Source organism: Nonomuraea sp. N2-4H, from assembly GCF_045291505.1.
In the GTDB taxonomy this organism is placed as follows: domain Bacteria; phylum Actinomycetota; class Actinomycetes; order Streptosporangiales; family Streptosporangiaceae; genus Nonomuraea; species Nonomuraea fastidiosa.
In genome coordinates this window covers 4,696,985-4,718,008 of sequence record NZ_CP147987.1, presented here as the reverse complement: position 1 = coordinate 4,718,008, position 21,024 = coordinate 4,696,985, and the positions used below count along the sequence as shown (strand labels likewise).

17 protein-coding genes and 1 tRNA gene are annotated in these 21,024 nt (G+C 68.8%); 7 read left to right on the top strand and 11 right to left on the bottom strand.

Going from position 1 to position 21,024, the window contains the following annotated elements; translation table 11 throughout:
• Window positions 1-59: 59 nt before the first annotated feature.
• The 4 genes from dapD to WBK31_RS21725 form a co-directional block, all read right to left on the bottom strand.
• The gene (dapD, locus tag WBK31_RS21740) at window positions 60-1,025 is read right to left on the bottom strand and encodes a 2,3,4,5-tetrahydropyridine-2,6-dicarboxylate N-succinyltransferase (protein ID WP_364054632.1); all 966 of its coding nucleotides are present in this window, start codon (window positions 1,023-1,025) and stop codon (window positions 60-62) included.
• Between the two features lie 25 nt (window positions 1,026-1,050).
• Complete coding sequence (locus WBK31_RS21735) at window positions 1,051-1,473, bottom strand: pyridoxamine 5'-phosphate oxidase family protein (protein ID WP_364054629.1); 423 nt, start codon at window positions 1,471-1,473, stop codon at window positions 1,051-1,053.
• A 141-nt stretch (window positions 1,474-1,614) separates the two neighbouring features.
• Window positions 1,615-2,385 (bottom strand): helix-turn-helix domain-containing protein, encoded by a 771-nt coding sequence (locus tag WBK31_RS21730; RefSeq protein ID WP_364054626.1) that lies wholly within the window; start codon window positions 2,383-2,385, stop codon window positions 1,615-1,617.
• Between the two features lie 64 nt (window positions 2,386-2,449).
• Window positions 2,450-2,523, bottom strand: a tRNA-Leu gene (locus WBK31_RS21725).
• Between the two features lie 117 nt (window positions 2,524-2,640).
• Here WBK31_RS21725 and WBK31_RS21720 point away from each other — a divergent pair.
• Window positions 2,641-3,225, top strand: a complete 585-nt coding sequence (locus WBK31_RS21720; RefSeq protein WP_364054623.1) for a response regulator — start codon at window positions 2,641-2,643, stop codon at window positions 3,223-3,225.
• 502 nt (window positions 3,226-3,727) lie between these two features.
• Window positions 3,728-5,029 carry an ABC transporter substrate-binding protein gene (locus WBK31_RS21715; protein WP_406673049.1) on the top strand — a complete coding sequence of 434 codons (1,302 nt, stop codon included), beginning with the start codon at window positions 3,728-3,730 and terminating at the stop codon, window positions 5,027-5,029.
• A gap of 57 nt (window positions 5,030-5,086) precedes the next feature.
• On the opposite strand, the gene WBK31_RS21710 is transcribed toward WBK31_RS21715, so the two are convergent.
• On the bottom strand, window positions 5,087-5,749 hold the full coding sequence (locus tag WBK31_RS21710; protein WP_406673048.1) for a hypothetical protein: 663 nt from the start codon (window positions 5,747-5,749) through the stop codon (window positions 5,087-5,089).
• Window positions 5,750-6,143: 394 nt separating this feature from the next.
• Between WBK31_RS21710 and WBK31_RS21705 the strand changes: the two genes are divergently transcribed.
• A complete protein-coding gene (locus WBK31_RS21705; protein WP_364054614.1) occupies window positions 6,144-7,436 on the top strand; it encodes an ABC transporter substrate-binding protein in 1,293 nt (430 codons plus the stop codon).
• Window positions 7,437-7,628: 192 nt separating this feature from the next.
• On the opposite strand, the gene WBK31_RS21700 is transcribed toward WBK31_RS21705, so the two are convergent.
• The 6 genes from WBK31_RS21700 to WBK31_RS21675 form a co-directional block, all read right to left on the bottom strand.
• The gene (locus WBK31_RS21700; protein WP_364054611.1) at window positions 7,629-8,030 is read right to left on the bottom strand and encodes a hypothetical protein; all 402 of its coding nucleotides are present in this window, start codon (window positions 8,028-8,030) and stop codon (window positions 7,629-7,631) included.
• A gap of 69 nt (window positions 8,031-8,099) precedes the next feature.
• Entirely contained in the window at window positions 8,100-8,942 is an 843-nt protein-coding gene (locus WBK31_RS21695; protein WP_406673047.1) for an ABC transporter ATP-binding protein, read from the bottom strand.
• Window positions 8,939-9,883: an ABC transporter ATP-binding protein gene (locus WBK31_RS21690; RefSeq protein ID WP_364054605.1), complete on the bottom strand. Its 945-nt coding sequence runs from the start codon at window positions 9,881-9,883 to the stop codon at window positions 8,939-8,941. Before WBK31_RS21690 ends, WBK31_RS21695 begins: the two co-directional genes overlap by 4 nt.
• Window positions 9,873-10,871 (bottom strand): branched-chain amino acid ABC transporter permease, encoded by a 999-nt coding sequence (locus WBK31_RS21685; protein WP_378787832.1) that lies wholly within the window; start codon window positions 10,869-10,871, stop codon window positions 9,873-9,875. Before WBK31_RS21685 ends, WBK31_RS21690 begins: the two co-directional genes overlap by 11 nt.
• A 16-nt stretch (window positions 10,872-10,887) precedes the next feature.
• Window positions 10,888-12,057 carry a branched-chain amino acid ABC transporter permease gene (locus WBK31_RS21680; protein ID WP_364054599.1) on the bottom strand — a complete coding sequence of 390 codons (1,170 nt, stop codon included), beginning with the start codon at window positions 12,055-12,057 and terminating at the stop codon, window positions 10,888-10,890.
• A gap of 568 nt (window positions 12,058-12,625) precedes the next feature.
• Entirely contained in the window at window positions 12,626-12,997 is a 372-nt protein-coding gene (locus WBK31_RS21675) for a hotdog fold thioesterase (RefSeq protein ID WP_364054596.1), read from the bottom strand.
• A gap of 104 nt (window positions 12,998-13,101) precedes the next feature.
• On the opposite strand from WBK31_RS21675, the gene polA reads away from it, so the two are divergent.
• The 4 genes from polA (at window position 13,102) to WBK31_RS21655 (ending at window position 20,843) form a co-directional block, all read left to right on the top strand.
• Window positions 13,102-15,792: a DNA polymerase I gene (gene polA, locus WBK31_RS21670; RefSeq protein WP_406673046.1), complete on the top strand. Its 2,691-nt coding sequence runs from the start codon at window positions 13,102-13,104 to the stop codon at window positions 15,790-15,792.
• 105 nt (window positions 15,793-15,897) lie between these two features.
• Window positions 15,898-16,992, top strand: a complete 1,095-nt coding sequence (locus tag WBK31_RS21665) for a polysaccharide deacetylase family protein (protein WP_364054590.1) — start codon at window positions 15,898-15,900, stop codon at window positions 16,990-16,992.
• A 192-nt stretch (window positions 16,993-17,184) separates the two neighbouring features.
• Entirely contained in the window at window positions 17,185-18,663 is a 1,479-nt protein-coding gene (rpsA, locus tag WBK31_RS21660) for a 30S ribosomal protein S1 (RefSeq protein WP_364054587.1), read from the top strand.
• 503 nt (window positions 18,664-19,166) lie between these two features.
• The gene (locus WBK31_RS21655; RefSeq protein ID WP_406673045.1) at window positions 19,167-20,843 is read left to right on the top strand and encodes a hypothetical protein; all 1,677 of its coding nucleotides are present in this window, start codon (window positions 19,167-19,169) and stop codon (window positions 20,841-20,843) included.
• The last annotated feature ends 181 nt before the right edge of the window (window positions 20,844-21,024 follow it).

Genomic DNA, 21,024 nt, shown 5'->3' with positions numbered 1-21,024 from the left:
GGTCCGCCCTGAGGTGGGCCGCCCGCTCCACGGCGGCCCACCTGGAGTCATTCGCCAAGTCAGTCGTTGGCGTGCAGGGCGGCGTTGAGCTCGACCTTGCCGCCCTGGCGCGGCAGCGCCTCCACGACGCCCGTCTGCGAGTTACGCCGGAACAAGATCCCGTTGGACCCCGACAGCTCGGCCGCCTTGACGACGGTGCCGTCGGGCAGGGACACGCGGGTGCCCGCCGTGACGTACAGGCCGGCCTCCACCACGCAGTCGTCGCCCAGCGAGATGCCGAGGCCCGCGTTCGCGCCCAGCAGGCAGCGCTCGCCGATGGAGATGACCTGCTTGCCGCCGCCCGACAGCGTTCCCATGATCGAGGCGCCGCCGCCCACGTCGGAGCCGTCACCGACGACCACACCGGCCGACACCCGGCCCTCGATCATCGAGGCGCCCAGCGTGCCGGCGTTGAAGTTCACGAAGCCCTCGTGCATGACCGTGGTGCCCGGGGCGAGGTGGGCGCCCAGCCGTACGCGGTCGGCGTCGGCGATGCGCACCCCGGAGGGCAGCACGTAATCGACCATCCGGGGGAACTTGTCCACCCCGTAGACCGTCACCGGCCCACGCCCGCGCAGCCGCAGCCGGGTCCGCTCGAAGTCCGGCACCGGGCACGGCCCGTAGTTGGTCCACACCACGTTGGCCAGCAGGCCGAAGATGCCGTCGAGATTCACCCCGTGCGGGCGGACCAGACGCGCGGACAGCAGGTGCAGGCGCAGGTAGACGTCGTGCGCGTCGGCCGGAGGCTCGGAGAGCTTGGCGATGCCGGTGCGCACCGCCACCACCTCCACCCCGCGCGCCGCGTCGGGGCCGGTCAGCTCGGCCAGCTCCCCGGCCTCATCGCCGGACAGCCGCCGCGTGCCCGCGGCCGGCGCGTCGCCCAGCTCAGGGGCGGGAAACCAGGTGTCGAGTACGGTGCCGTCAGCGGCGATGGTCGCCAGGCCGGTGCCGAAGGCACCGATCGAGGTCGGGTCGATAGCAGTCACGGGCCCAAAAATACCGGTCCGCAGCTCAGCCCAGCGCGCCCAGGTCGGCCGACAGCCAATGTTCCGGCCGCATCCTGAACGTCACCAGCACGTTGAGATCGGACCCCTGCACATAGCCCGACACGGCGTCGGGCGGCAGATAGCGGGAGGAGATCCTGGTCAGGTCCTCCAGCGTCGTCGGCCCCGACCGCACCACCGGACCCTCTACGGACACGTACCGGTACGTCGGGCTCGAACGCTGCACCAGGAGCGAGAACCGCCCGGCCTTCGCGATCAGCCTGGCCTTCACAGAATCCCCATCGGTCAGGAACCTCACGTCGCCACCCGGGGAGTAGTCGTACCAGACGGGGACCGTCAGCGGGCCCCGCCCGTCACCGGACTCCACCGCCAGGCTCGCGATGTGCGGCTCCGCCAGGAACTCCTCCCGGTCAGCCAGGCTCAACGGCATGCCACCCCACCCCCGTGCGTTCGTCGATCTGGAACGGTGATTCCCGCCGTGCGGGATTCCGAAAAGTCCCGAACCCACCATCCTTCGCTGTTCTCTCCCTGACGCCTCCACGCACACCCGCCCCATCTGCCGCAGAAACGGTCAGTATTTGGGGCCGACGTGGCGATCGAGCAGCTCAACGGCCTCCCGCCGCGCGACGGACAACTCGTTGCGCTTGTTGTAGCGCCAGGCGACGCCGAGCAGGTCGAGGGCCTCGCCGCACAGGGCGAGGATGTCCGCCGACTCGTTCTTGAACAGGTAGCGGGGGTATTCGTACCAGCGGACACCGCTGGGCAGGTCGCGGCGGACGCGGTTGACCCCGCGGTAGCCGTCGGAGTGCATCAGCCCGCGCACGAAGCGCCCCGGATGCGTGGTGACGATCTCCCTCTGCCAGGAGAGGAGGGTGATCTCGCGGTCGTGTTTCTTGCCGGGGCCGTGCTGGGGGAAGAGGTGCGGCCAGTGCTTGGAGTAGGAGTTGACCTCGCTGCACCCCTGCCGCCGCAGCACCCGGACCTTGTTGGTCGGCCGGATCGCCCGTAGCGCCTCGACGCACTCCCGCACGAGGCCGGGCCAGCTGTCGGCGCACATGATCCGCAGGGACCAGACGCGCTTGGCCCGGTCTCCGACCCAGGAGATGCAGCCGTCGCCGAGATAGAGACCCAGGAGATAGGCGTAGTCGCCGGTGGGCGCAGGGAGATGGGGCGCCGCCGCGCAGCGGGGGCAGGTGCCGGTCATGGGGGAGTCGTGCGCCGGACGGTCGCGCCACTCGCGGATGGCGGCGCGGCTGACTCCGGTCTGACGGCTCGCCTCGCTGATGCTGAGCCCTGAGGCGAGCAGGCGGAGGGCCTGCTCACGGACCGTGAGATCGTACACGCGGAGAGTGTCGCATCCGGGTACGACAAAACCGCCCGGCCGAATGCCAGGCGGTCGTGTCAGGTGCCCCGGGTGGGATTCGAACCCACACTGTGCGGGTTTTGAATCCGCCTTCTCTGCCAATTGGAATACCGGGGCTGAGATCCGGATATGTCCGGAGGCGTGGGGGTCCCGCGCGTTGGAATCCTAGCCTAAGCATGGGCCGGATCGATCCAGCGTGGATCTAATCTACCGGACGTCGGTACTCTTCTGCTCGTGAGTACGCAGCGGCGAGTAGTGATCGCGGAAGACGAGGCCCTGATCCGCCTCGACCTCAAGGAGATGCTCCAGGAGGACGGCTACGTCGTCGTGGGCGAGGCCGGTGACGGTGAGCAGGCGATCCGGCTGGCCGCCGAGCTGAAACCCGACCTGGTCATCCTCGACGTGAAGATGCCCGTGCTCGACGGCATCTCGGCGGCCGAGCGGATCACCGAGATGCGCATCGCCCCGTGCCTCATCCTGACCGCCTTCTCCCAGCGGGACCTGGTGGAGCGGGCGCGGGATGCGGGGGCGATGGCCTACCTGGTCAAGCCGTTCACGAAGGCGGATCTGGTGCCGGCGATCGAGATGGCGGTCAGCAGGCACGACGAGATGGTGGCGCTCGCGAACGAGGTGTCGAACCTGTCCGAGCGTCTGGAGACCCGCAAGCTGGTCGAGCGGGCCAAGGGTCAGTTGATGGCGCAGCACGGGTGGACGGAGCCCCAGGCGTTCCGTTGGATCCAGAAGGCGTCGATGGACCGGCGGCTGAGCATGCGCGAGGTCGCGCAGATCGTCATCCAGGACGCGGCGGAGCGTTCCTGAGGGTGCCGATCCGGGCTTCTGCGGGCGCCTCCTCCGAGCTCTGAGGGGGCGGTTCCGTGGCGGGAGCTCCTGTGCGCCGGTTCTCGGGCGGGTGGCGCCTGGGCTGAAGGCGGTGTCCGCCCCTGTCGTCGGGCGTGCCCGGCCGTGCTCCGGTGTGTGTCGCGGTCGGGCACGCCTTTTCGGCGTGCTTCCGGGAGTTTCGGTCCGTACGGAACCCTGGGCGCGGATCGCCCTGTGGCCGCCCGGTCGCCCCAGAAATTGGGACGCAAGGGACTGTTGGTGTATTTGACCGCTGATCCCGAAATATCACCTCCCTGTCCTGGTGTCGGCCACGCTCGTAACGCTCATGAAACAAACCATTACCATCCGTGCTTGCGACATTACGAATCGGCATAAAAACATCGGGAGAACTCCCCATTTCACCCCACACCGGGCATGCTGAGCCCGTTAAACCCGGCGAAGGCGATCGTCCCTTCGTTGAGATAGGGGGAGTCTCATTTTGATGAACCGCATTGCTCCGGCTGGGCGCGTCCTGGCGGTCGCGGCCGCGGCGAGCCTGGCTTTGACGGCATGTGGCAGTGGCGGCGGCGACACGGCCGCGCAGGAGTCCGCCGCCCCGGCGTCCTCGGCGGCCTCCTCGGCCCCGGCGGCGAAGGGCGACGGCACCTTGACGCTTGGCACGGTCCTGCCCCAGACCGGTTCGCTGGCGTTCCTCGGCCCGCCCGAGTTCGCAGGCGTGGATCTCGCGGTGAAGGAGATCAACAAGGCCGGCGGCGTGCTCGGCAAGCCGATCAACGTGGTGCACACGGACTCGGGCGACACCAGCACGAACATCGCCTCGCAGTCGGTGGACAAGCTGATCGCGCAGAACGCCGACGCCATCATCGGCGCCGCGTCCTCGTCGGTGTCGGAGTCGATCATCGACAAGATCACGGGTGCGGGGATCGTGCAGTTCTCGCCGGCCAACACCTCCGACAAGTTCACCACGATCAAGGACGACGGCCTGTACTTCCGTACGGCTCCGCCGGACAAGCTGCAGGGCCGCGTCCTCGGTGACGTGATCGCGGCCGACGGCAACGACACGATCGGCATCCTGGCGATGCAGGACTCGTACGGCTCCGGCCTGGCCGACCAGGTGACGGCGACGGCCGAGGCGGCCGGTGCGAGCGTGGTGGAGCGGGTCGACTACGACCCGAAGGCGGCCGACTTCTCCGCTGACGTCGCCAAGATCAAGGCGAAGAACCCGAAGGCGATCGTGCTGATCGGCTTCGAGGAGGGCGCCAAGGTCGTGGCCGAGCTGGTCAAGCAGGGCCTGACGGCGGACAAGCACAAGTGGTACATGGTGGACGGCAACATGTCGAACACCAACTACGCGGGCATGCCGAAGGGCACGCTGAAGGGCGTCAAGGGCACCATTCCCGGCGCTGAGGCGCCGGACGCCTTCAGGGACAAGCTCAAGGACATCAACAAGGACCTCGACGACTACACCTACGCCGCCGAGTCCTACGACGCCGCGAACCTGATCGCGCTGGCCGCCGAGGCCGCCAAGGACGACAGCGGCCGCTCCATCGCCGCCAAGCTGCCCGAGGTCAGCAAGGAAGGCGAGAAGTGCAAGAGCTTCAAGGAGTGCGTCGAGCTGCTGAAGGCGGGCAAGGACATCGACTACGACGGCATCAGCGGTCCGGTCGAGTTCGACGACAACGGTGACCCGCAGGTGGCGACGATCGGCGTCTACCAGTACGGGGACGACAACAAGTACCCGAGCAAGGCTCTCGAGTACCGGACGGGCAAGATCGCGGGCTGATCCCGCCTGTCACCGAGACCGCCTCTCCCGCGCCGCGCCCGCGGGGGAGGCGGTCTTTCATTTGGGGCTTCCGGGCTGCTGGGGCAGGCCGCAGGTGCGGGCGGCGTACAGGATGAGCCGGTCCTGCAGGGGCTTGGGCGGTGAGACGATCACGACGCGCTCCTCTCCGCCGTCGAGCGTGACGCGTACGGGGAACAGGAACGCTTTCTTGGCCTCGGCGAAGGCGTGGGCGTCGCAGCGGCCGGGGGAGAGCCGGATCGGCGCCCGGGTCTGCTGCGTTCCCGGGTCGAGCACGCCGAGCGGCTCGTCGTGGCCGACGATGTAGTGGGTGGTGCCGCCCATGGAGACGAGGCGGACGGCGCCGGGGCCGCGCCGCGTGACGATGAGGTCGCCCCGCATGACCGCGTCCGCGCCGGAGCCGGTCTCCTTCCATTCCGGCCCGAACTCGATGTCGACGGCCTGTTTGACCAGGTATTCGGAGCATTCGTCGCGCAGCACCCTGGCCAGCAGCGGGTCGGGGTGCGGCACCGGGAAGGCGACGGTCCTGGGCGGCTCGTCACCGACGCTGATCCTGGCGACGATCTTGGCGGGTGCGACCTCGGGCAGGCCCTTGGGCAGGCAGTTGGCGGGGCCGTAGGGGAGCGGGAGGTCGGTGCGTTCGGTTTTGCCGATGACGGCGTCGGCGCGCTGCGGCGGCAAGGTCTTGAAGGACGCCGACACGAGCTGGACATCGGCGAAATAAACGCGTGTTTCATAAATGTTTCGGACGGCCACCAGAAGCCGGTGGGCCGCTTCATCCGAGCGATATTGCGCCAGCGAGACCGTGACCCCTGGCGGCGGCGCGGCAGGGGCAGATGAAGCCGGTTCGGTGGTGCCGCAACCGGCCGCGAGCAGCACCGTCGCAAGAACGGGGGTTATGCGCTTCACCTATCGCACATTAAGCGTCCTTGCCCAGGTCCGTAAGTTGAGGAGTGATTACGACTCCGCATCCAAGTGCCGACAGTTCCCCACCGCATCTGGTTGGATCATGCGACGGTTTTGTACGTTTCCTGCATTCGATCGGGAACGCTCGGCGGTGCTGACGGATCCCGGCCTGGAATGAAGGAGACACTTCATGATCCGCATTGCTCCCGTGGGGCGGGCGCTGGCTGTCGTGGCTGCCACCAGCCTCGCCCTGACAGCCTGCGGTGGTGGCGGTGACACCGCCACGCAGACTTCCGAGAGTGCCGCTCCGGCCTCTTCCGCTCCCGCGGCGAAGGGCGATGGCACGCTCACCCTTGGCACCCTGCTGCCCCAGACCGGTTCGCTGGCGTTCCTCGGCCCGCCCGAGTTCGCAGGTGTCGACCTGGCGGTGAAGGAGATCAACGAGGCGGGCGGCGTGCTCGGCAAGCCTGTCGTCAAGCACGACACCGACTCCGGTGACACGACGACGAACATCGCCTCGCAGTCGGTTGACAAGCTGCTCGCCCAGAACGCGGACGCCATCATCGGTGCGGCGTCCTCGTCGGTGTCGGAGTCGGTCATCGACAAGATCACGGGTGCGGGCGTGGTGCACTTCTCGCCGGCCAACACCTCCGACAAGTTCACCACGATCAAGGACAACGGCCTGTACTTCCGTACGGCTCCGCCGGACAAGCTGCAGGGCCGCGTCCTCGGTGACCTCGTCATCTCCGACGGCAACGACACCGTCGGCATCCTGGCGATGCAGGACTCGTACGGCACCGGCCTGGCCGACCAGGTCCAGAAGACCGTCACCGACGCCGGCGGCGAGGTCGTCGAGCGCGTCGACTACGACCCGAAGGCGGCCGACTTCTCGGCGGACGTCGCCAAGATCAAGGCCAAGAACCCCAAGGGCATCGTGCTCATCGGCTTCGAGGAGACCTCCAAGGTCATCCAGGAGCTGGTCAAGCAGGGTCTGCCGGCCAGCAAGCACAAGTGGTACATGGTGGACGGCAACATGTCGAACACCAACTACGTGAAGATGCCGAAGGGCACGCTGAAGGGCGTCAAGGGCACCTTCCCCGGCGCCGCCGCTCCCGACGAGTTCCGCGACAAGCTGCTCGCCGTCGACCCCAAGCTCGAGGACTTCACCTACGCCCCCGAGTCGTACGACGCGGCGAACCTGATCGCGCTGGCCGCCGAGGCCGCCAAGAGCGACGCGGGCCCGGACATCGCGGCGAAGCTGGGCGAGGTCAGCAAGGGCGGCGAGAAGTGCACGAACTTCAAGGAGTGCGTCGACCTGCTGAAGGCCGGTAAGGACATCGACTACGAGGGCGTCAGCGGTCCGGTCGAGTTCAACGACGCCGGTGACCCGGCCGTCGCCACCATCGGCATCTACCAGTACGGCGACGACAACAAGTACCCGGCCAAGGCGCTGGAGTACCGTACCGGCAACATCGAGGGCTGAGCAGCACCCGGCACTCGAGTTGAGGGCCCGGCCATCACGGCCGGGCCCTTTCCCGTGTCAGGGGCCCTTCCTCGTGCCAAGCCCGTGCCCACCGGCGAAGGAGCCCGCTCAAGGGCGGAGGTTCTTGCGCTGAAGGGCGAAGGGGTCGCTCAAGGGCGAACAGGCCCGTGCCCACCGGCGAAGGGCCCGAGGTCACTTGCAGCCGGCCACGATCCGGTCGGCGGCCGCGCGGTACTGCTTGAGCAGCGCCACCTGCCGCTCCCGGGGGACGTCGCTCTTCGACAGGCGGGCCGTGGTGGCCTTGACGGTCTCGGCGGCCGGCTTCAGCGAGCCGGGCAGCCGGTCGGCGAACTCGGTCGTGATGCCGTACGCCTCGGCCAGGCGGCCGATGACGGCGTCCTCGAAGTTCTGACGCTCCTCCTGGCCCTGGGGCTCCAGCAGCAGGTCGGCGTACCCGATGGCGGAGACCACGCGCGCGCACGGGTCGTCGGCGGGGTCGCCGCCGGTGCTGTACTTGGCCGAGGAGGACGCGGCCTCCTGGCAGCCGACGAGGAGGGCGGGGACGATGAGTGCGACTGCCGCGAATCGTTTCACAGCGCACATTCAAGAACGGGAAGGGCTCCCGAGGGAGGCCCTTCCCCGTCTTGCGGTTGATCCGTTACGTTACGCCTTCGCGAGCGTGCCGAGGTACAGCTCGATGACCTTGGGGTCGTCGGCGAGCTGCCGCCCGGTGCCGGTGTAGGCGTTGCGGCCCTGGTCGAGGACGTAGCCGCGGTGGCAGATCTGCAGGCAGCGGCGTGCGTTCTGCTCCACCATGATCACGGTCACGCCCGCCTTGTTGATCTGCTGGGCCTGGATGAAGACCAGGTCCTGCAGCTTCGGCGACAGGCCCGCGGACGGCTCGTCCAGCAGCAGCACGGACGGTTCGGTCATGAGCGCCCGCGCCATCGCCACCATCTGCCGCTCACCGCCCGACAGGGAGCCGGCGCGCTGCTTGCGCCGCTCCTTGAGCGCGGGGAACAGCTCGGCCACGAACTCGAAGCGCTCCTTGAACTTCCCCGGCACCTGGAAGGCGCCCATCTCGAGGTTCTCCTCGATGGTGAGGCTGGGGAAGACGTTGTTGGTCTGCGGGACGTAGCCGACGCCCCGCGAGACCAGGTCGTGCGCCTTCATGTTCGTGATGTCCTCGCCCTTGAGCAGGACGGTGCCGCTGCGGATGGTGACCAGCCCGAACATGGCCTTCAGCAGCGTCGACTTGCCGGCGCTGTTGGGACCGATGATGCCGATCAGCTCGCCCGGCTTCACGTACAGGTCGGTGCCGTTGAGGATGTTGACGCCCGGCAGGTAGCCCGCGATGAGCTCGTCGCAGCGCAGCACCGCGTCCTTGGCGCCCTCCAGGTGGGCGCTGCGGTCGGTGACGGCGCGCGCCGACTTCGCCGGGGCGGCCTCCGGGGTGGGCTCTTCGGCCTGCCCGTTCGCCGGGGTCGGCGATTCGTCGGCGCTCACTTCTGGGCCTCCTCTTCGATCTCGGCTTCGAGGGCCTCCTCGGCCTCGTGGAGCTGGGACTCAAGCTCGGTGTCGGTAAGCGGCGCGTCGTGGTGGGCGCCCAGGTAGGCGTCGACGACGCGCTCGTCCGACATGATCGTCGAGGGCGGGCCCTCGGCGATGACCGCGCCCTGAGCCATGACGATCACCCAGTCGCTGATGTCGCGGACCATGTCCATGTCGTGCTCGACGAACAGCACCGTCATGCCCTGCTCGCGCAGGTCCTTGACGTGGCCGAGCAGCGACTGCGTCAGCGCCGGGTTCACACCGGCCATCGGCTCGTCGAGCATGACCAGCTCCGGCTTGACCATGAGCGCGCGGGCCATCTCCAGCAGCTTGCGCTGGCCGCCGGACAGCGAACCGGCGAAGTCGTCGCGCTTGGCGTCGAGCTTGAACCGGGCCAGTAGCTCCTCGGCCCGCTCGGTGATCTCCGCCTCCTGGTCGCGCCAGAAGGCGGGGAACATGGCGCGCCAGAAGCTCTCGCCTTTCTGCTGCTGGGCGCCCAGGCGCATGTTCTCCAGCACGGTCAGCCGGGACAGCGCCTTGGTGAGCTGGAACGTGCGCACCATGCCGGCGCGGGCGACCTTGTGCGCGGGCACGCCGTTCATGGGCTTGCCGTTGAAGGTCCACGTGCCGGAGTCGGCCGTGTCGAAGCCGGTGAGCTGGTTGAAGAACGTCGTCTTGCCGGCGCCGTTGGGCCCGATCAGCGCGGTGATGGAGCCGCGCTGGATCTCGACGTGATCGACGTTGACGGCGGTGAGACCGCCGAAGCGGCGCACCACCTTGTCGACCACGAGGATGGGATCCGGCTTGGGCACGCCCGGGTCGCGGGGCAGGTCGGCGAACGCGGCCAGTGCGGCGGCCTTGCGCTCGCTGGTCGTGTTCTGGGTCTCAGCGTGCATCGATCGCTATCTCCCTCTTGTCACCGAAGATGCCCTGTGGCCGGAAGACGAGCAACAGGATGAGGCCGAGACCGACCAGGACGTACCGCAGCGCGCCGACCTGGTTGACGTCGATGAAGGTGATGTCGCCGGCCGCGACGGCCTCGCTGAGCACGCCGTTGAGCAGGACCAGCAGCACCCAGAACAGCATCGCGCCGACGACCGGGCCGAGCACGCGGGCCGCGCCGCCCAGAATGATCATCGTGTAGAGGTAGAACGTGGTCTCGGTGCCGAAGACGTCGGGCTGCACGGAGCCGTACGCCAGGCCGTAGATGAAGCCGCCCAGGCAGCCGATGACGCCACCGAGGATGAGCGCCTGCATCTTGTACGAGAACACGCTCTTGCCCAGGCTGCGCACCGCGTCCTCGTCCTCGCGGATGGCCTTGAGCACGCGGCCCCACGGGCTCTTCATGAGCATGAAGACGATGAGGCAGCACAGCGCGATGAGCACCCAGCCGACGGTCAGCACCCACATCGAGCGGTTGTTGAAGAACAGCGGGATCGGGCCGAGGTTGAAGCCGTAGTCGCCCTCGGGGTACGGGTTCAGCGCGTAGAAGCCGTCGCTGAAGCCGCGCTGTCCGTCGGAGCCGCCGAAGATGTCCTTGAACGTCACCGAGCGGAAGATGAGCCGGACGATCTCGGCCGCGGCGATGGTGACGATGGCGAGGTAGTCGGCGCGCAGCTGCAGGGTCGGGATGCCGAGCAGGAACGCGAGGACGACCGCGCCTGCGATGCCGACCGCGATGCCGACCCAGAACGGCAGGCCCATGACGGTCACCATGACCGCCATGCCGTAGCCGGCCACGCCCATGAACGCGGCCTGGCCGAAGTTGAGCAGGCCGGTGTAGCCGAAGTGGATGTTCAGGCCGATCGCGGCCAGGCCGTACAGCACCGTCTCCACGTTGATCGCGGACTTGATGGTGGTGCTGAGAATCGTGATCCAGTCCATTCTGATCCTCCCCCGATCAGCCGATCCGCTCGCGGCGGCCCAGGATGCCCTGCGGCCGAACGAGGAGCACGATGATGAGCACGGCCAGCGCACCGACGTTCTTCAGCTCCGGCGGCACCCACAGCGTGGAGACCTGGATGAACAGGCCGACCACGAGCGAGCCGACCAGGGCGCCGAACGCGGTGCCCAGGCCGCCGAGCGTCACGCCGGCGAAGATGAGCAGGAGGATCTCCTGGCCCATCGTGTACTTCAGGTTCTGGGAGAGCGCCAGCATGATGCCGGCCAGCGCGGCGATGGCGCCGCCGCCGGTCCAGATGATCCTGATGACGCGGTCGACGTTGATGCCGGAGGAGGCCGCGAGCGCCGGGTTGTCGGCCACCGCACGGGCCGCCTTGCCGGTCCTCGTCCGCAGCAGCGCGAACCCGACGATGATCAGCACGACGAGCTCGATGCCCATGGCGACCAGGTTCTTGGGAGCGGCCGAGATGGGGCCGATCTCGATGCCCGGTTGCGCGTTGTACTGGGCGTACGCTTCGGTCTGGCCGCCGAAGAAGATCAGGAACATGTAGCGCATGAAGAGCGCCACACCGATCGAGATGATCATCATGGCGATGATGCCGGTGCCCCGCTTACGGAGCTTGCCCCAGAACAGGCGATCCTGAAAGTAGCCGAGCACCGCTGCGACGAGGACGGCGATGATGGCGGCCGGGATCAGGTGCAGGCCCAGGCCGACGTTGAAGCCGTAGGCCAGCAGGGCGCCCAGGGTGACCAGCTCGCCGTGGGCGAAGTTGGTCAGGCCGGTGGTGCCGTAGATCAGCGACAGGCCGAGCGCGGCCAGCGCGATGATGAGGCCGAGGTTGAGGCCTTCGAAGGTGAGCTGGGCGGCCTGCGCCCAGAACGTGCTGCCGCCGCTGGTGCCGCCCTCCTCCTGCTGCTGCTCGCCGGCCGCGCCCTTGGGCTGGAGCGCGAAGAGGACGGTCGAGCAGTTGCCTTCGTAAACGGTCGGCGTACGGGTGTTGTTGCCGCCGCGCACCTCCGCGTTCTGCGGAAGGGTGCTGACATCGAGCGTGACCTTGTACTTACCCGGTTTGTCGACCTGTACTTCCCACGTGCCCTGGGGATTGGTGGTGACCTCCTCGACGGGTTGCCCGCTTTCGGTGGTCACGGCGATTTTGGCGCCGTTCACTGGCTGGCCTTGGAGTTTGAGCGTTCCCCTCAACCCCTGGCAATCGGCTGGATCCGCGTGCGCGGGGCCGGCAAGCAGGAAGATGAGTCCACTCAGAAAGGCCGTGAACGCGATCACGGCTCTGCGCAATGGTGCTCCCTCAAGTAGGTCAAGGCGGGGTTGTGCCCCTCCATCTCGACACGCGCGCATCGCAGGCACAACTGGGATGCAATGGCGGGAGCTTATTGCGGCTACGCCCGTTTCAGTATCGTTCGTCACCAATTAGTGACATGCGTGTGTCACTGATGTGAGCAAACAACGTGGCAGGTCAGGGGCTAAATCGGGGTAGACACCTGGCGCGCGGAGGAAACGATCTCGTAACGATCGGAAGATAAGGGTGGACGAGCCCGCGGGGGCGGCCGTTGGGGCCATGTCAGGCGCCGTCGGCCGTACACGGGAGCACCCCGCATACGCGGGGCCGGACACGTTTTCTACTTGGCCTCCCCGCGGGCTCTGGTGAAACCACCGTAGCGACCCGCGGGGGGCATGCGCAAAGGGTCAAAGAGAGTGACGTATGGGACGCTTCTGGTCAAGCGTCACGAAGCATGCAGGTGAGGCGTGAGGTGCACACGCGCCTGCCCTGCTCGTCGGTGATCTCGATGTCGTACGTCGCCAGCGTCCTGCCGCCGTGCAGCCGGGTCGCCACCCCCGTGACCCAGCCCTCGCGGGCCGAGCGGTGATGGGTGGCGTTGATCTCGATGCCCACGGCGATCCGGCCGGCGCCGGCGTGCACGGCCGCGCCCACCGAGCCCAGCGTCTCGGCCAGCACCGCCGAGGCCCCGCCGTGCAGCAGCCCGTACGGCTGCGTGTTCCCCTCGACCGGCATCCGGCCCACCACCCGCTCCGCCGAGACCTCGAGGAACTCGATGCCCATCCGGTCGGCGAGCGTGTTCTTGTGCATGTCGCGGAGTATCGAGACGTCCATAGGGTCGGTCTGCGTCAAAGTGACGCCTCCACTCTTCCGAGCTCGGGTTTTCTGTCGGAGACGCAGACTAGGCTGCGGGTGTGCCGAAGAGTGAAGTGACCCCCAGCCGCCCGTGCCTGCTGCTGCTCGACGGGCATTCGCTGGCCTATCGCGCGTTCTACGCGCTCAAAGACGCCAACCTCATGACCACCGACGGTCAGCACACCGAGGCGGTCTACGGGTTCACCTCGATGCTGACCAACGTCCTGCGCGACGAGCGCCCCACGCATGTCGCGGTGGCCTTCGACCGGTCGGAGCCGACGTTCCGCCATGAGGAATACGCCGACTACAAGGCCAACAGGGCCGAGACGCCCGAGGACTTCCGCGGCCAGATGCAGCTCATCTTCGAGCTGCTCGACGTGCTGCGCATCCCGCGCCTGTCCAAGGCCGGCTTCGAGGCCGACGACCTCATCGCCACCCTGGCCACCCGTGCGCGCGAGCAGGGCATGGACGTTCTGATCGTCACCGGTGACCGCGACGCGCTGCAGCTCGTCGACGAGCACGTCACGGTCCTGATGACGCGGCGCGGCATCAGCGACATGACCCGCTTCACCCCCGAGGCGGTCCAGGAGAAATACGGTCTGACCCCGGCGCAGTACCCCGACTTCGCCGCCCTGCGCGGCGACCCCAGCGACAACCTCCTGAGCATCCCCGGCGTGGGGGAGAAGACCGCGGCCAAGTGGGTGCGCGAATACGGCTCGCTCGCCGCGCTCGTCGACCGGGTCGACGAGGTCAAGGGCAAGGTCGGCGACAAGCTGCGCGAACACGTCGCCCAGGTGCTGATGAACCGCCGGCTGACCGAGCTGCTGCGCGACGTCCCGATCGAGGCCGAGCCCGCCGAGCTGAAGCAGGGCGCCTGGGAGCGCGAAGAGATCGACAAGCTGTTCGACACCCTGCAGATCCGCGGCGAGCTGCGCGATCGGGTCTTCAAGGTGCTCGGCACCGGCGAGCAGGAGCCCGAGCAGGGCTTCGAGGTCGAGACCGTGCTGCTCGGCCCCGGCCGGGTGGCCGGCTGGCTCGCGGCGCTGCCCGAGGGCCGGGCCGGGCTCGCGTTCAAGGGCGTCTACGGCAGGGGCACCGGCCGCATCGACGCCATCGCCATCGCCTCGCCCGACGGCACCGCCGCCCACATCGACCCGGTCAAGCTGACCGAGGAGGACGAGGCGGCCCTGCGTGCCTGGCTGGGCGACGACACCAAGCCCAAGGCCGTCCACGACGCCAAGGGGCCCATTCTGGCGCTGTGGGCGCAGGGCATGGAGCTGCGCGGGCTGAGCTGCGACACCGCGCTCGCCGCCTACCTCGCGATGCCGGGCCAGCGCACGTTCGCGCTCGAAGACCTCGCCCGCCGCTACCTCCACCGCGACCTGCGCGCCGAGCACGAGGACAACGGGCAGGCCGCGCTCTTCGGCGACGACGAGGACGCCCCGGCCAAGGACCTCGCGCTGCGCGCCCACGTCGTGCTCGAGCTGGCCGAAGCCCTGGAGAAGTTCCTGGCCGGCCGGGGCGGCACCCAGCTCCTGGCCGACGTCGAGCTGCCGCTGCTGTCGGTGCTCGCCGAGATGGAGCGGACCGGCATCGCGGTCGACCGGGACTACTTCGCCGCCCTCGAGGCCGAGTTCGGCGCCGCGGTCAAGCAGGCGGTGGAGGAGGCGCACCGCTCGGTCGGCGAGCAGTTCAACCTCGGCTCGCCCAAGCAGCTGCAGGAGATCCTCTTCGTCCGGCTCAACCTCCCCAAGACGAAGAAGATCAAGACCGGCTACAGCACCGACGCCGACCAGCTCGCCTGGCTGGCCACCCAGACCGACCACGAGCTGCCCACGATCATGCTGCGCCACCGCGACCAGCAGAAGCTGCGCACCACGGTCGAGGGCCTCATCAAGGAGATCGGCGACGACGGGCGCATCCACACCACGTTCAACCAGATCATCGCCGCCACCGGCCGGCTGTCGTCGGAGAAGCCCAACCTGCAGAACATCCCGATTCGCACCGCCGAGGGCCGCCGCATCCGGCAGGGCTTCGTGGTCGGCGAGGGCTACGAGACGCTGCTGACCGCCGACTACAGCCAGATCGAGCTGCGCATCATGGCCCACCTGTCGGGCGACGAGTCCCTGATCGAGGCGTTCGAGTCGGGCCACGACTTCCACCAGGCCACCGCCGCCCGCGTGTTCGACCTGCCGCCCGAGCAGATCGACGGCGAGCTGCGGGCCCGCATCAAGGCGATGAACTACGGCCTGGCCTACGGCCTGTCCGACTTCGGGCTCGCCGGGCAGCTCAACATCCCGGTGGCCGAGGCGCGGGCGCTGAAGGAGGAGTACTTCGAGGAGTTCGGCGGTGTCCGCGACTTCCTGCAGGCCATCGTCGCCCAGGCGCGCAAGGACGGCTACACCGAGACGATCATGGGCCGCCGCCGCTACCTGCCCGACCTCACCAGCGACAACCGCCAGCGCCGCGAGATGGCCGAGCGGATGGCGCTCAACGCCCCCATCCAGGGCTCGGCGGCCGACATCATCAAGGTCGCCATGCTCAACGTGCACCGGGCGATCGCCGAGGAGGGGCTGGCCTCGCGGATGCTGCTGCAGGTCCACGACGAGCTGGTGTTCGAGGTCGCGCCGGGCGAGCTGGAGCGGCTCACCCAGCTCGTACGCGAGCAGATGAACGCCGCCTACCACCTGCGCGTCCCGCTGGAGGTCTCGGTGGGCGTCGGCCGCACCTGGGAGGACGCCGGACACTGACCGGGCGGGGCCGGGGAGGGCTTGGGGCGGTAGCCGCGAAAGCCGCGCCGTGGGCGGTTCTGCACTAATGTGTGGAGCCGTCATCACCGAACGGCCGGGAGTTTCGTGCGGTTACCAGCGTCACTCACGCGGATCATCGTCGTCGCGAACGTAGCGGTGATCACGGTCGCCGTCATCGGGCTCGTCCTCATGCCAGGCGAGCCGAGACCGCACGCCAGACCCGAGGCCGCCACCACCGTCCAGGGCAGCGCGGAGCCGCCCGCGCCCACCCCGGTCGGAGAGCCGCCGGGGGTGGTGTCCACGCCCGAGTTCGCCCGGCAGGTGCGCGCCAACGAGGCGGGGCTGGTGCCGGTGCTGATGTACCACCGCATCCTCGCCAAGCGGCGCGCCTCGCTCGACCGTACGCCCGCCCAGCTCCGCAAGGAGCTGGAGAAGCTGGCCAAGCGCGGCTACGTGCCCATCACGGCGGCCGAGTTCGTCAAGGGCGACATCAGGGTGCCGGCCGGCAAGTTCCCCGTCGTGCTGACGTTCGACGACGGCCACCCCAGCCACTTCGCGCTGGACGCCAAGGGCCGGCCGCGGCCCGACACCGCCGTGGGCATCATCCAGGAGGTGGCCGCCCGATATCCGGGCTTCCGGCCGGTGGCCACGTTCTGGGTGAGTAAAGAGCCGTTCGGGCTGCGCGAGCACGACGCGCAGGCGGCGGCCGTGCGGTGGCTGGTCGACCACGGCTACGAGGTGGCCAACCACACCTGGAGCCACCCCGACCTGCGCACGCTCAAGAGCGAGAAGGTCAGGGAGCAGATCGCCCGGCTCGAGCGGCTGCTGAAGAAGCTCGGCGCGCCGCCGTCCCAGACCATGGCTTTGCCGTACGGGTCGATGCCCCGGGGGAAGAAGACGGCCAGGAAGGGCTCGTGGAAGGGCACGCGCTACGACTTCGCCGGCGTGTTCCTCGCCGGGGCCGAGCCGTCCGTTTCGCCGTACGCGAAAAAGTTCGACCGCGGGGCGATCCAGCGCATCCAGAGCAACGGCAAGAAGGGGGAGTGCCGCAAGTGGTGCTCCCAATACTGGCTCGAGTGGCTGGACCGCCATCCCCGCAAGCGCTTCGTGAGCGACGGCGACCCGGAAAGAATCTCCATTCCGAAGAAAGCTCGGGGTAATATCGTCGCCAAGCATGGGCTCCAGGTCATCACCTACTGAGACCTCCCCGGATTGACCCCGTGGCGTTGGTCTCATATGCTGATCGCTGCGCTGTGGGCTCGCGCGCGCCTCAGACGGAGCGGGCTCGCGCTCGGTCACGTCGATGTCGTAATTCCTCGGCTTGATGCGGAAGAGGGCCTGCCGCGCATCCGCCACATCGACATCCTGTCCGCGTTCGGAGCAATTCCACACATGACGTCCAGCACTGAGGCCACCTCGAGCACCCCGCAGGTAGCGGTCAACGACATCGGGTCCGAGGAAGCCTTCCTCGCGGCGATCGACGAGACCATCAAGTACTTCAACGACGGCGACATCGTCGAGGGCACCGTCGTCAAGGTCGATCGAGACGAGGTTCTTCTCGATATCGGCTACAAGACCGAGGGTGTCATCCCCTCGCGCGAGCTTTCGATCAAGCACGATGTCGATCCCGCTGACGTCGTGGAGGTCGGCGAACACGTCGAGGCTCTCGTTCTCCAGAAGGAGGACAAGGAGGGCCGCCTGATCCTGTCCAAGAAGCGTGCTCAGTACGAGCGCGCCTGGGGCACGATCGAGAAGATCAAGGACGAGGACGGCATCGTCACCGGCACCGTCATCGAGGTCGTCAAGGGTGGTCTCATCCTCGACATCGGCCTGCGGGGCTTCCTCCCCGCCTCCCTGGTCGAGATGCGCCGTGTTCGCGATCTGCAGCCGTACGTGGGTCGTGAGCTCGAGGCCAAGATCATCGAGCTTGACAAGAACCGCAACAACGTCGTCCTGTCGCGCCGCGCCTGGCTCGAGCAGACGCAGTCCGAGGTTCGCCAGACCTTCCTCAACACCCTGCAGAAGGGTCAGGTCCGCAAGGGCGTCGTCTCCTCGATCGTCAACTTCGGTGCCTTCGTGGACCTCGGCGGCGTCGACGGTCTGGTCCACGTGTCCGAGCTGTCCTGGAAGCACATCGACCACCCGTCCGAGGTCGTCGAGGTCGGCCAGGAGGTCACGGTCGAGGTCCTCGACGTCGACATGGAGCGCGAGCGCGTCTCCCTGTCGCTCAAGGCCACCCAGGAAGACCCCTGGCAGCAGTTCGCCCGCACCCACCAGATCGGCCAGGTCGTGCCGGGCCGCGTCACCAAGCTGGTGCCGTTCGGCGCGTTCGTCCGGGTCGAGGAGGGCATCGAGGGCCTGGTCCACATCTCCGAGCTGGCCGAGCGCCACGTGGAGATCCCGGAGCAGGTCGTCCAGGTCGGCGACGAGATCTTCGTCAAGATCATCGACATCGACCTCGACCGTCGCCGCATCAGCCTCTCGCTGAAGCAGGCGAACGAGGGCGTGGGTGCCGAGGTCGAGTTCGACCCGACGCTTTACGGCATGGCCGCCACCTACGACGAGCACGGCAACTACATCTACCCCGAGGGCTTCGACCCGGAGACCGGGGAGTGGCTCGAGGGCTTCGACAAGCAGCGCGAGGAGTGGGAGCGGCAGTACGCCGAGGCCCAGCAGCGCTACGAGGCCCACAGGCGGCAGATCGAGGAGGCCCGCAAGGCCGAGGCGGAGGCCGGCGAGGCCGCTCCCTCGTCCTACAGCGGCGAGAGCCAGGGCCAGCAGGGCGGCTCGTCCGCTCCGGCCAGCGGCGCGCTCGCCTCTGACGAGGCGCTCGCCGCGCTGCGCGAGAAGCTCGCGGGCGGCCAGAGCTGACGCCCCGCACCGGGCATCGGCCGCCGCCTGAGGCTTAGCCGCCTCGGGTTCGTGGCCGGAAAGAAGTGGCGGAAGGCCCCGCACGGATCACCGTGCGGGGCCTTCCGCATGCCGGGGAGGTTTTCCGCTGCTTTTGTTACGCCGGCGCCGCGCTCCTGGGGCCGCTGCCGTGCTGGATCGGAGGCCGGGTGTTCTCGCGCCGACGACCGCCCCACCAGCCGCGTGCCCTGCACCGCCCCCAGGCCCCGGCGGTCGCAGACGCGGGCTGCTTTTGCCGCCCTGGGGCGTGCTTCTCCTCGCTCACCGGGCGCGTTGGAACCCCGGCGGCGTGTTGCGAGTCGTCAGCCCGCTTGACTCGCACACGACATGAGCGAACTTTTCCGGATTCGTCGGCTGGCGCGCCGAGATTTTACTTGAGGGTCTTTGCAAACCTGTGACCTGTGGTGATGGGCGCTGCCAAACTGGGCGGCGCTTGGTGGCTGCGACTGTCAGGAGCGACGTACGTGGGCATGGTTCAGCCGGTCATCCGGGCGGCGGCGGGTCTCACGGCGGTCATCGCCGTCCTCGCTGCCGCCGTACCGGCCGCGTCGGGCGTGGCGGACCCGGCGGACGCGCCGAGAGGGCGTGACGATGGCGGGCTGTGGGCGGAGCCGCCCGGCGCGGCGAACGGCCGGCTCGGGCGGGTGCGATGGCGGGAGTGCGGCGACGGGCTCAGGTGCGGGAGACTTTCGGTGCCCGTCGACTGGAAGCGGCCCGGCGGGACGCGTACGGAGATCGACCTGGCCTGGCTGCCCGCCCGCGACCCGCGCCGCAGCCTGGGCCCGCTGATCGTGAACACCGGCGAGGGCTCCACCATCCAGGGCGTGCGCGCCCGGCCCGACACGGTGAGCGAGCTTGCCCGGTGGTTCGACGTGGTGCTCTTCGAGCCGCGCGGCATCGGTGACCGGGGGAGCACCGCCATGGTGCGCTGCTCCGTGCCGCCGCCCGACCCCCGGAGGCTCCAGCTGGCCTCCACAGAGGCCGCATGGCGCTCCTACGCCGGTCACAACGCCGCCTATGACAGAAGCTGCCGGATCGCCTCCGGGCCCGCCTACGACGGCCTCACGGCCTGGCAGGTGGCACACGACCTCGACGTCCTGCGGGACGCGCTCGGCGAGCGTCGCCTGCGGTACTTCGGCAACGGGTACGGGGCCGTCTACGGGCAGGCGTACCTGGAGTTGTTCCCCGGCAAGGTCGGGCGGATGTACCTGGAGGGCGTACCCGATCACTCCGAGCCCAGCCTGGGCAGGCGGCTCATCGCCCGCGCCCGTGCGGCCGAGCGGCGGCTGCGCTCCTTCCGCGACTGGTGCGCCGGTCGGCTGGGGTGTCCGCTCGACGGCGATGCGATCGCGGTCTTGGACGACCTCCTCGAACGCGCCCCCTTGCCGGTCCAGCCTGAGCACGGACGCACCCCGCTGCCTACTGGTCCGGGACGCGACCTCGCCTCTCCGTCCGTCGATCCGGGGCGCACAACACTCGCTCCTTCGTCCGTTGGTCCCGGGCGCCAAACACTCGCTCCTTCGCCCGCTGGGCCTGGACGTGATCCCGCCCCTTCGCCCGCTGAACCTGGACGCGAACGCCCGTCTCTGTCGGCCGGTTCCGGGCAGGAGCGCGCGTCTCTGTCGGTCGGTTCCGGGCACGATCGCGTGCCTCTGCCGGAGGGTCCCGGGCAGGAGCGCGCGCCCGCCGGAACACCGGCGGCACGCGGGCATGTGCGTGCGGGTTCTCTTGGCGAGCCCCGTTCCGCTTCCGGCCCTGATCTCGGCTCCCTGCTCGGCAAGGCTCCGCTGGTCGCGGGCGTCGGGCTTGGCGGGTTGCTGGCCGGTGCGCCTGGCGTAGCCGTTTCTGGGCCGGCGGGCTGGTCGGCCTCGTCTCTCCAGAGGCGGTGCGCCCCGGTGGCGATGCCCTGCTCGGTGGGAAGTCCTCGACGGCGGGCACTGGTGACGGTGGGCTGCCCGGCGAGGAGCCTTCGGTGGCGGGCGGCGGAGCCGGTGGGCCGGCCGGCAGGGTGCCTGCGGCGGCGGGTTCTGGGGCGGCGGGTCCTGGGGTGGATGTGCTGCTTGGGGAAGCGCCTTCGGCGGCGGCTCGCGGGTTTGAAAGGTTGCTGGGCGCGGCGCCTCTGGTGGCGGGTCCTGAGGTGAGTGGTCTGATCGGTGAGGCGGCTTCGGCTGCGGGTTCTGGGGGCCGGGGGTCGCGTGGCGGTGCTTCTTCGGAGGTGGAGCCTCGGGTCGATGGGCTGCTCGGCGAAGAACCTCTGGTAGGGGGGTCTCGGCTCGGTCGGCTGCTGGGTGCGGCGCCCTTGGTCGATGGCGGCTTGCTGAG

Bases quoted from the DNA above. Each gene is read 5' to 3' on its own strand.
- WBK31_RS21685 (WP_378787832.1), bottom strand. From the start codon at position 10,871: ATGGACTGGATCACGATTCTCAGCACCACCATCAAGTCCGCGATCAAC.
- WBK31_RS21690 (WP_364054605.1), bottom strand. From the start codon at position 9,883: ATGCACGCTGAGACCCAGAACACGACCAGCGAGCGCAAGGCCGCCGCA.
- WBK31_RS21675 (WP_364054596.1), bottom strand. From the start codon at position 12,997: ATGCACAAGAACACGCTCGCCGACCGGATGGGCATCGAGTTCCTCGAG.
- WBK31_RS21735 (WP_364054629.1), bottom strand. From the start codon at position 1,473: ATGCCGTTGAGCCTGGCTGACCGGGAGGAGTTCCTGGCGGAGCCGCAC.
- WBK31_RS21705 (WP_364054614.1), top strand. From the start codon at position 6,144: ATGATCCGCATTGCTCCCGTGGGGCGGGCGCTGGCTGTCGTGGCTGCC.
- WBK31_RS21715 (WP_406673049.1), top strand. From the start codon at position 3,728: ATGAACCGCATTGCTCCGGCTGGGCGCGTCCTGGCGGTCGCGGCCGCG.
- rpsA (WP_364054587.1), top strand. From the start codon at position 17,185: ATGACGTCCAGCACTGAGGCCACCTCGAGCACCCCGCAGGTAGCGGTC.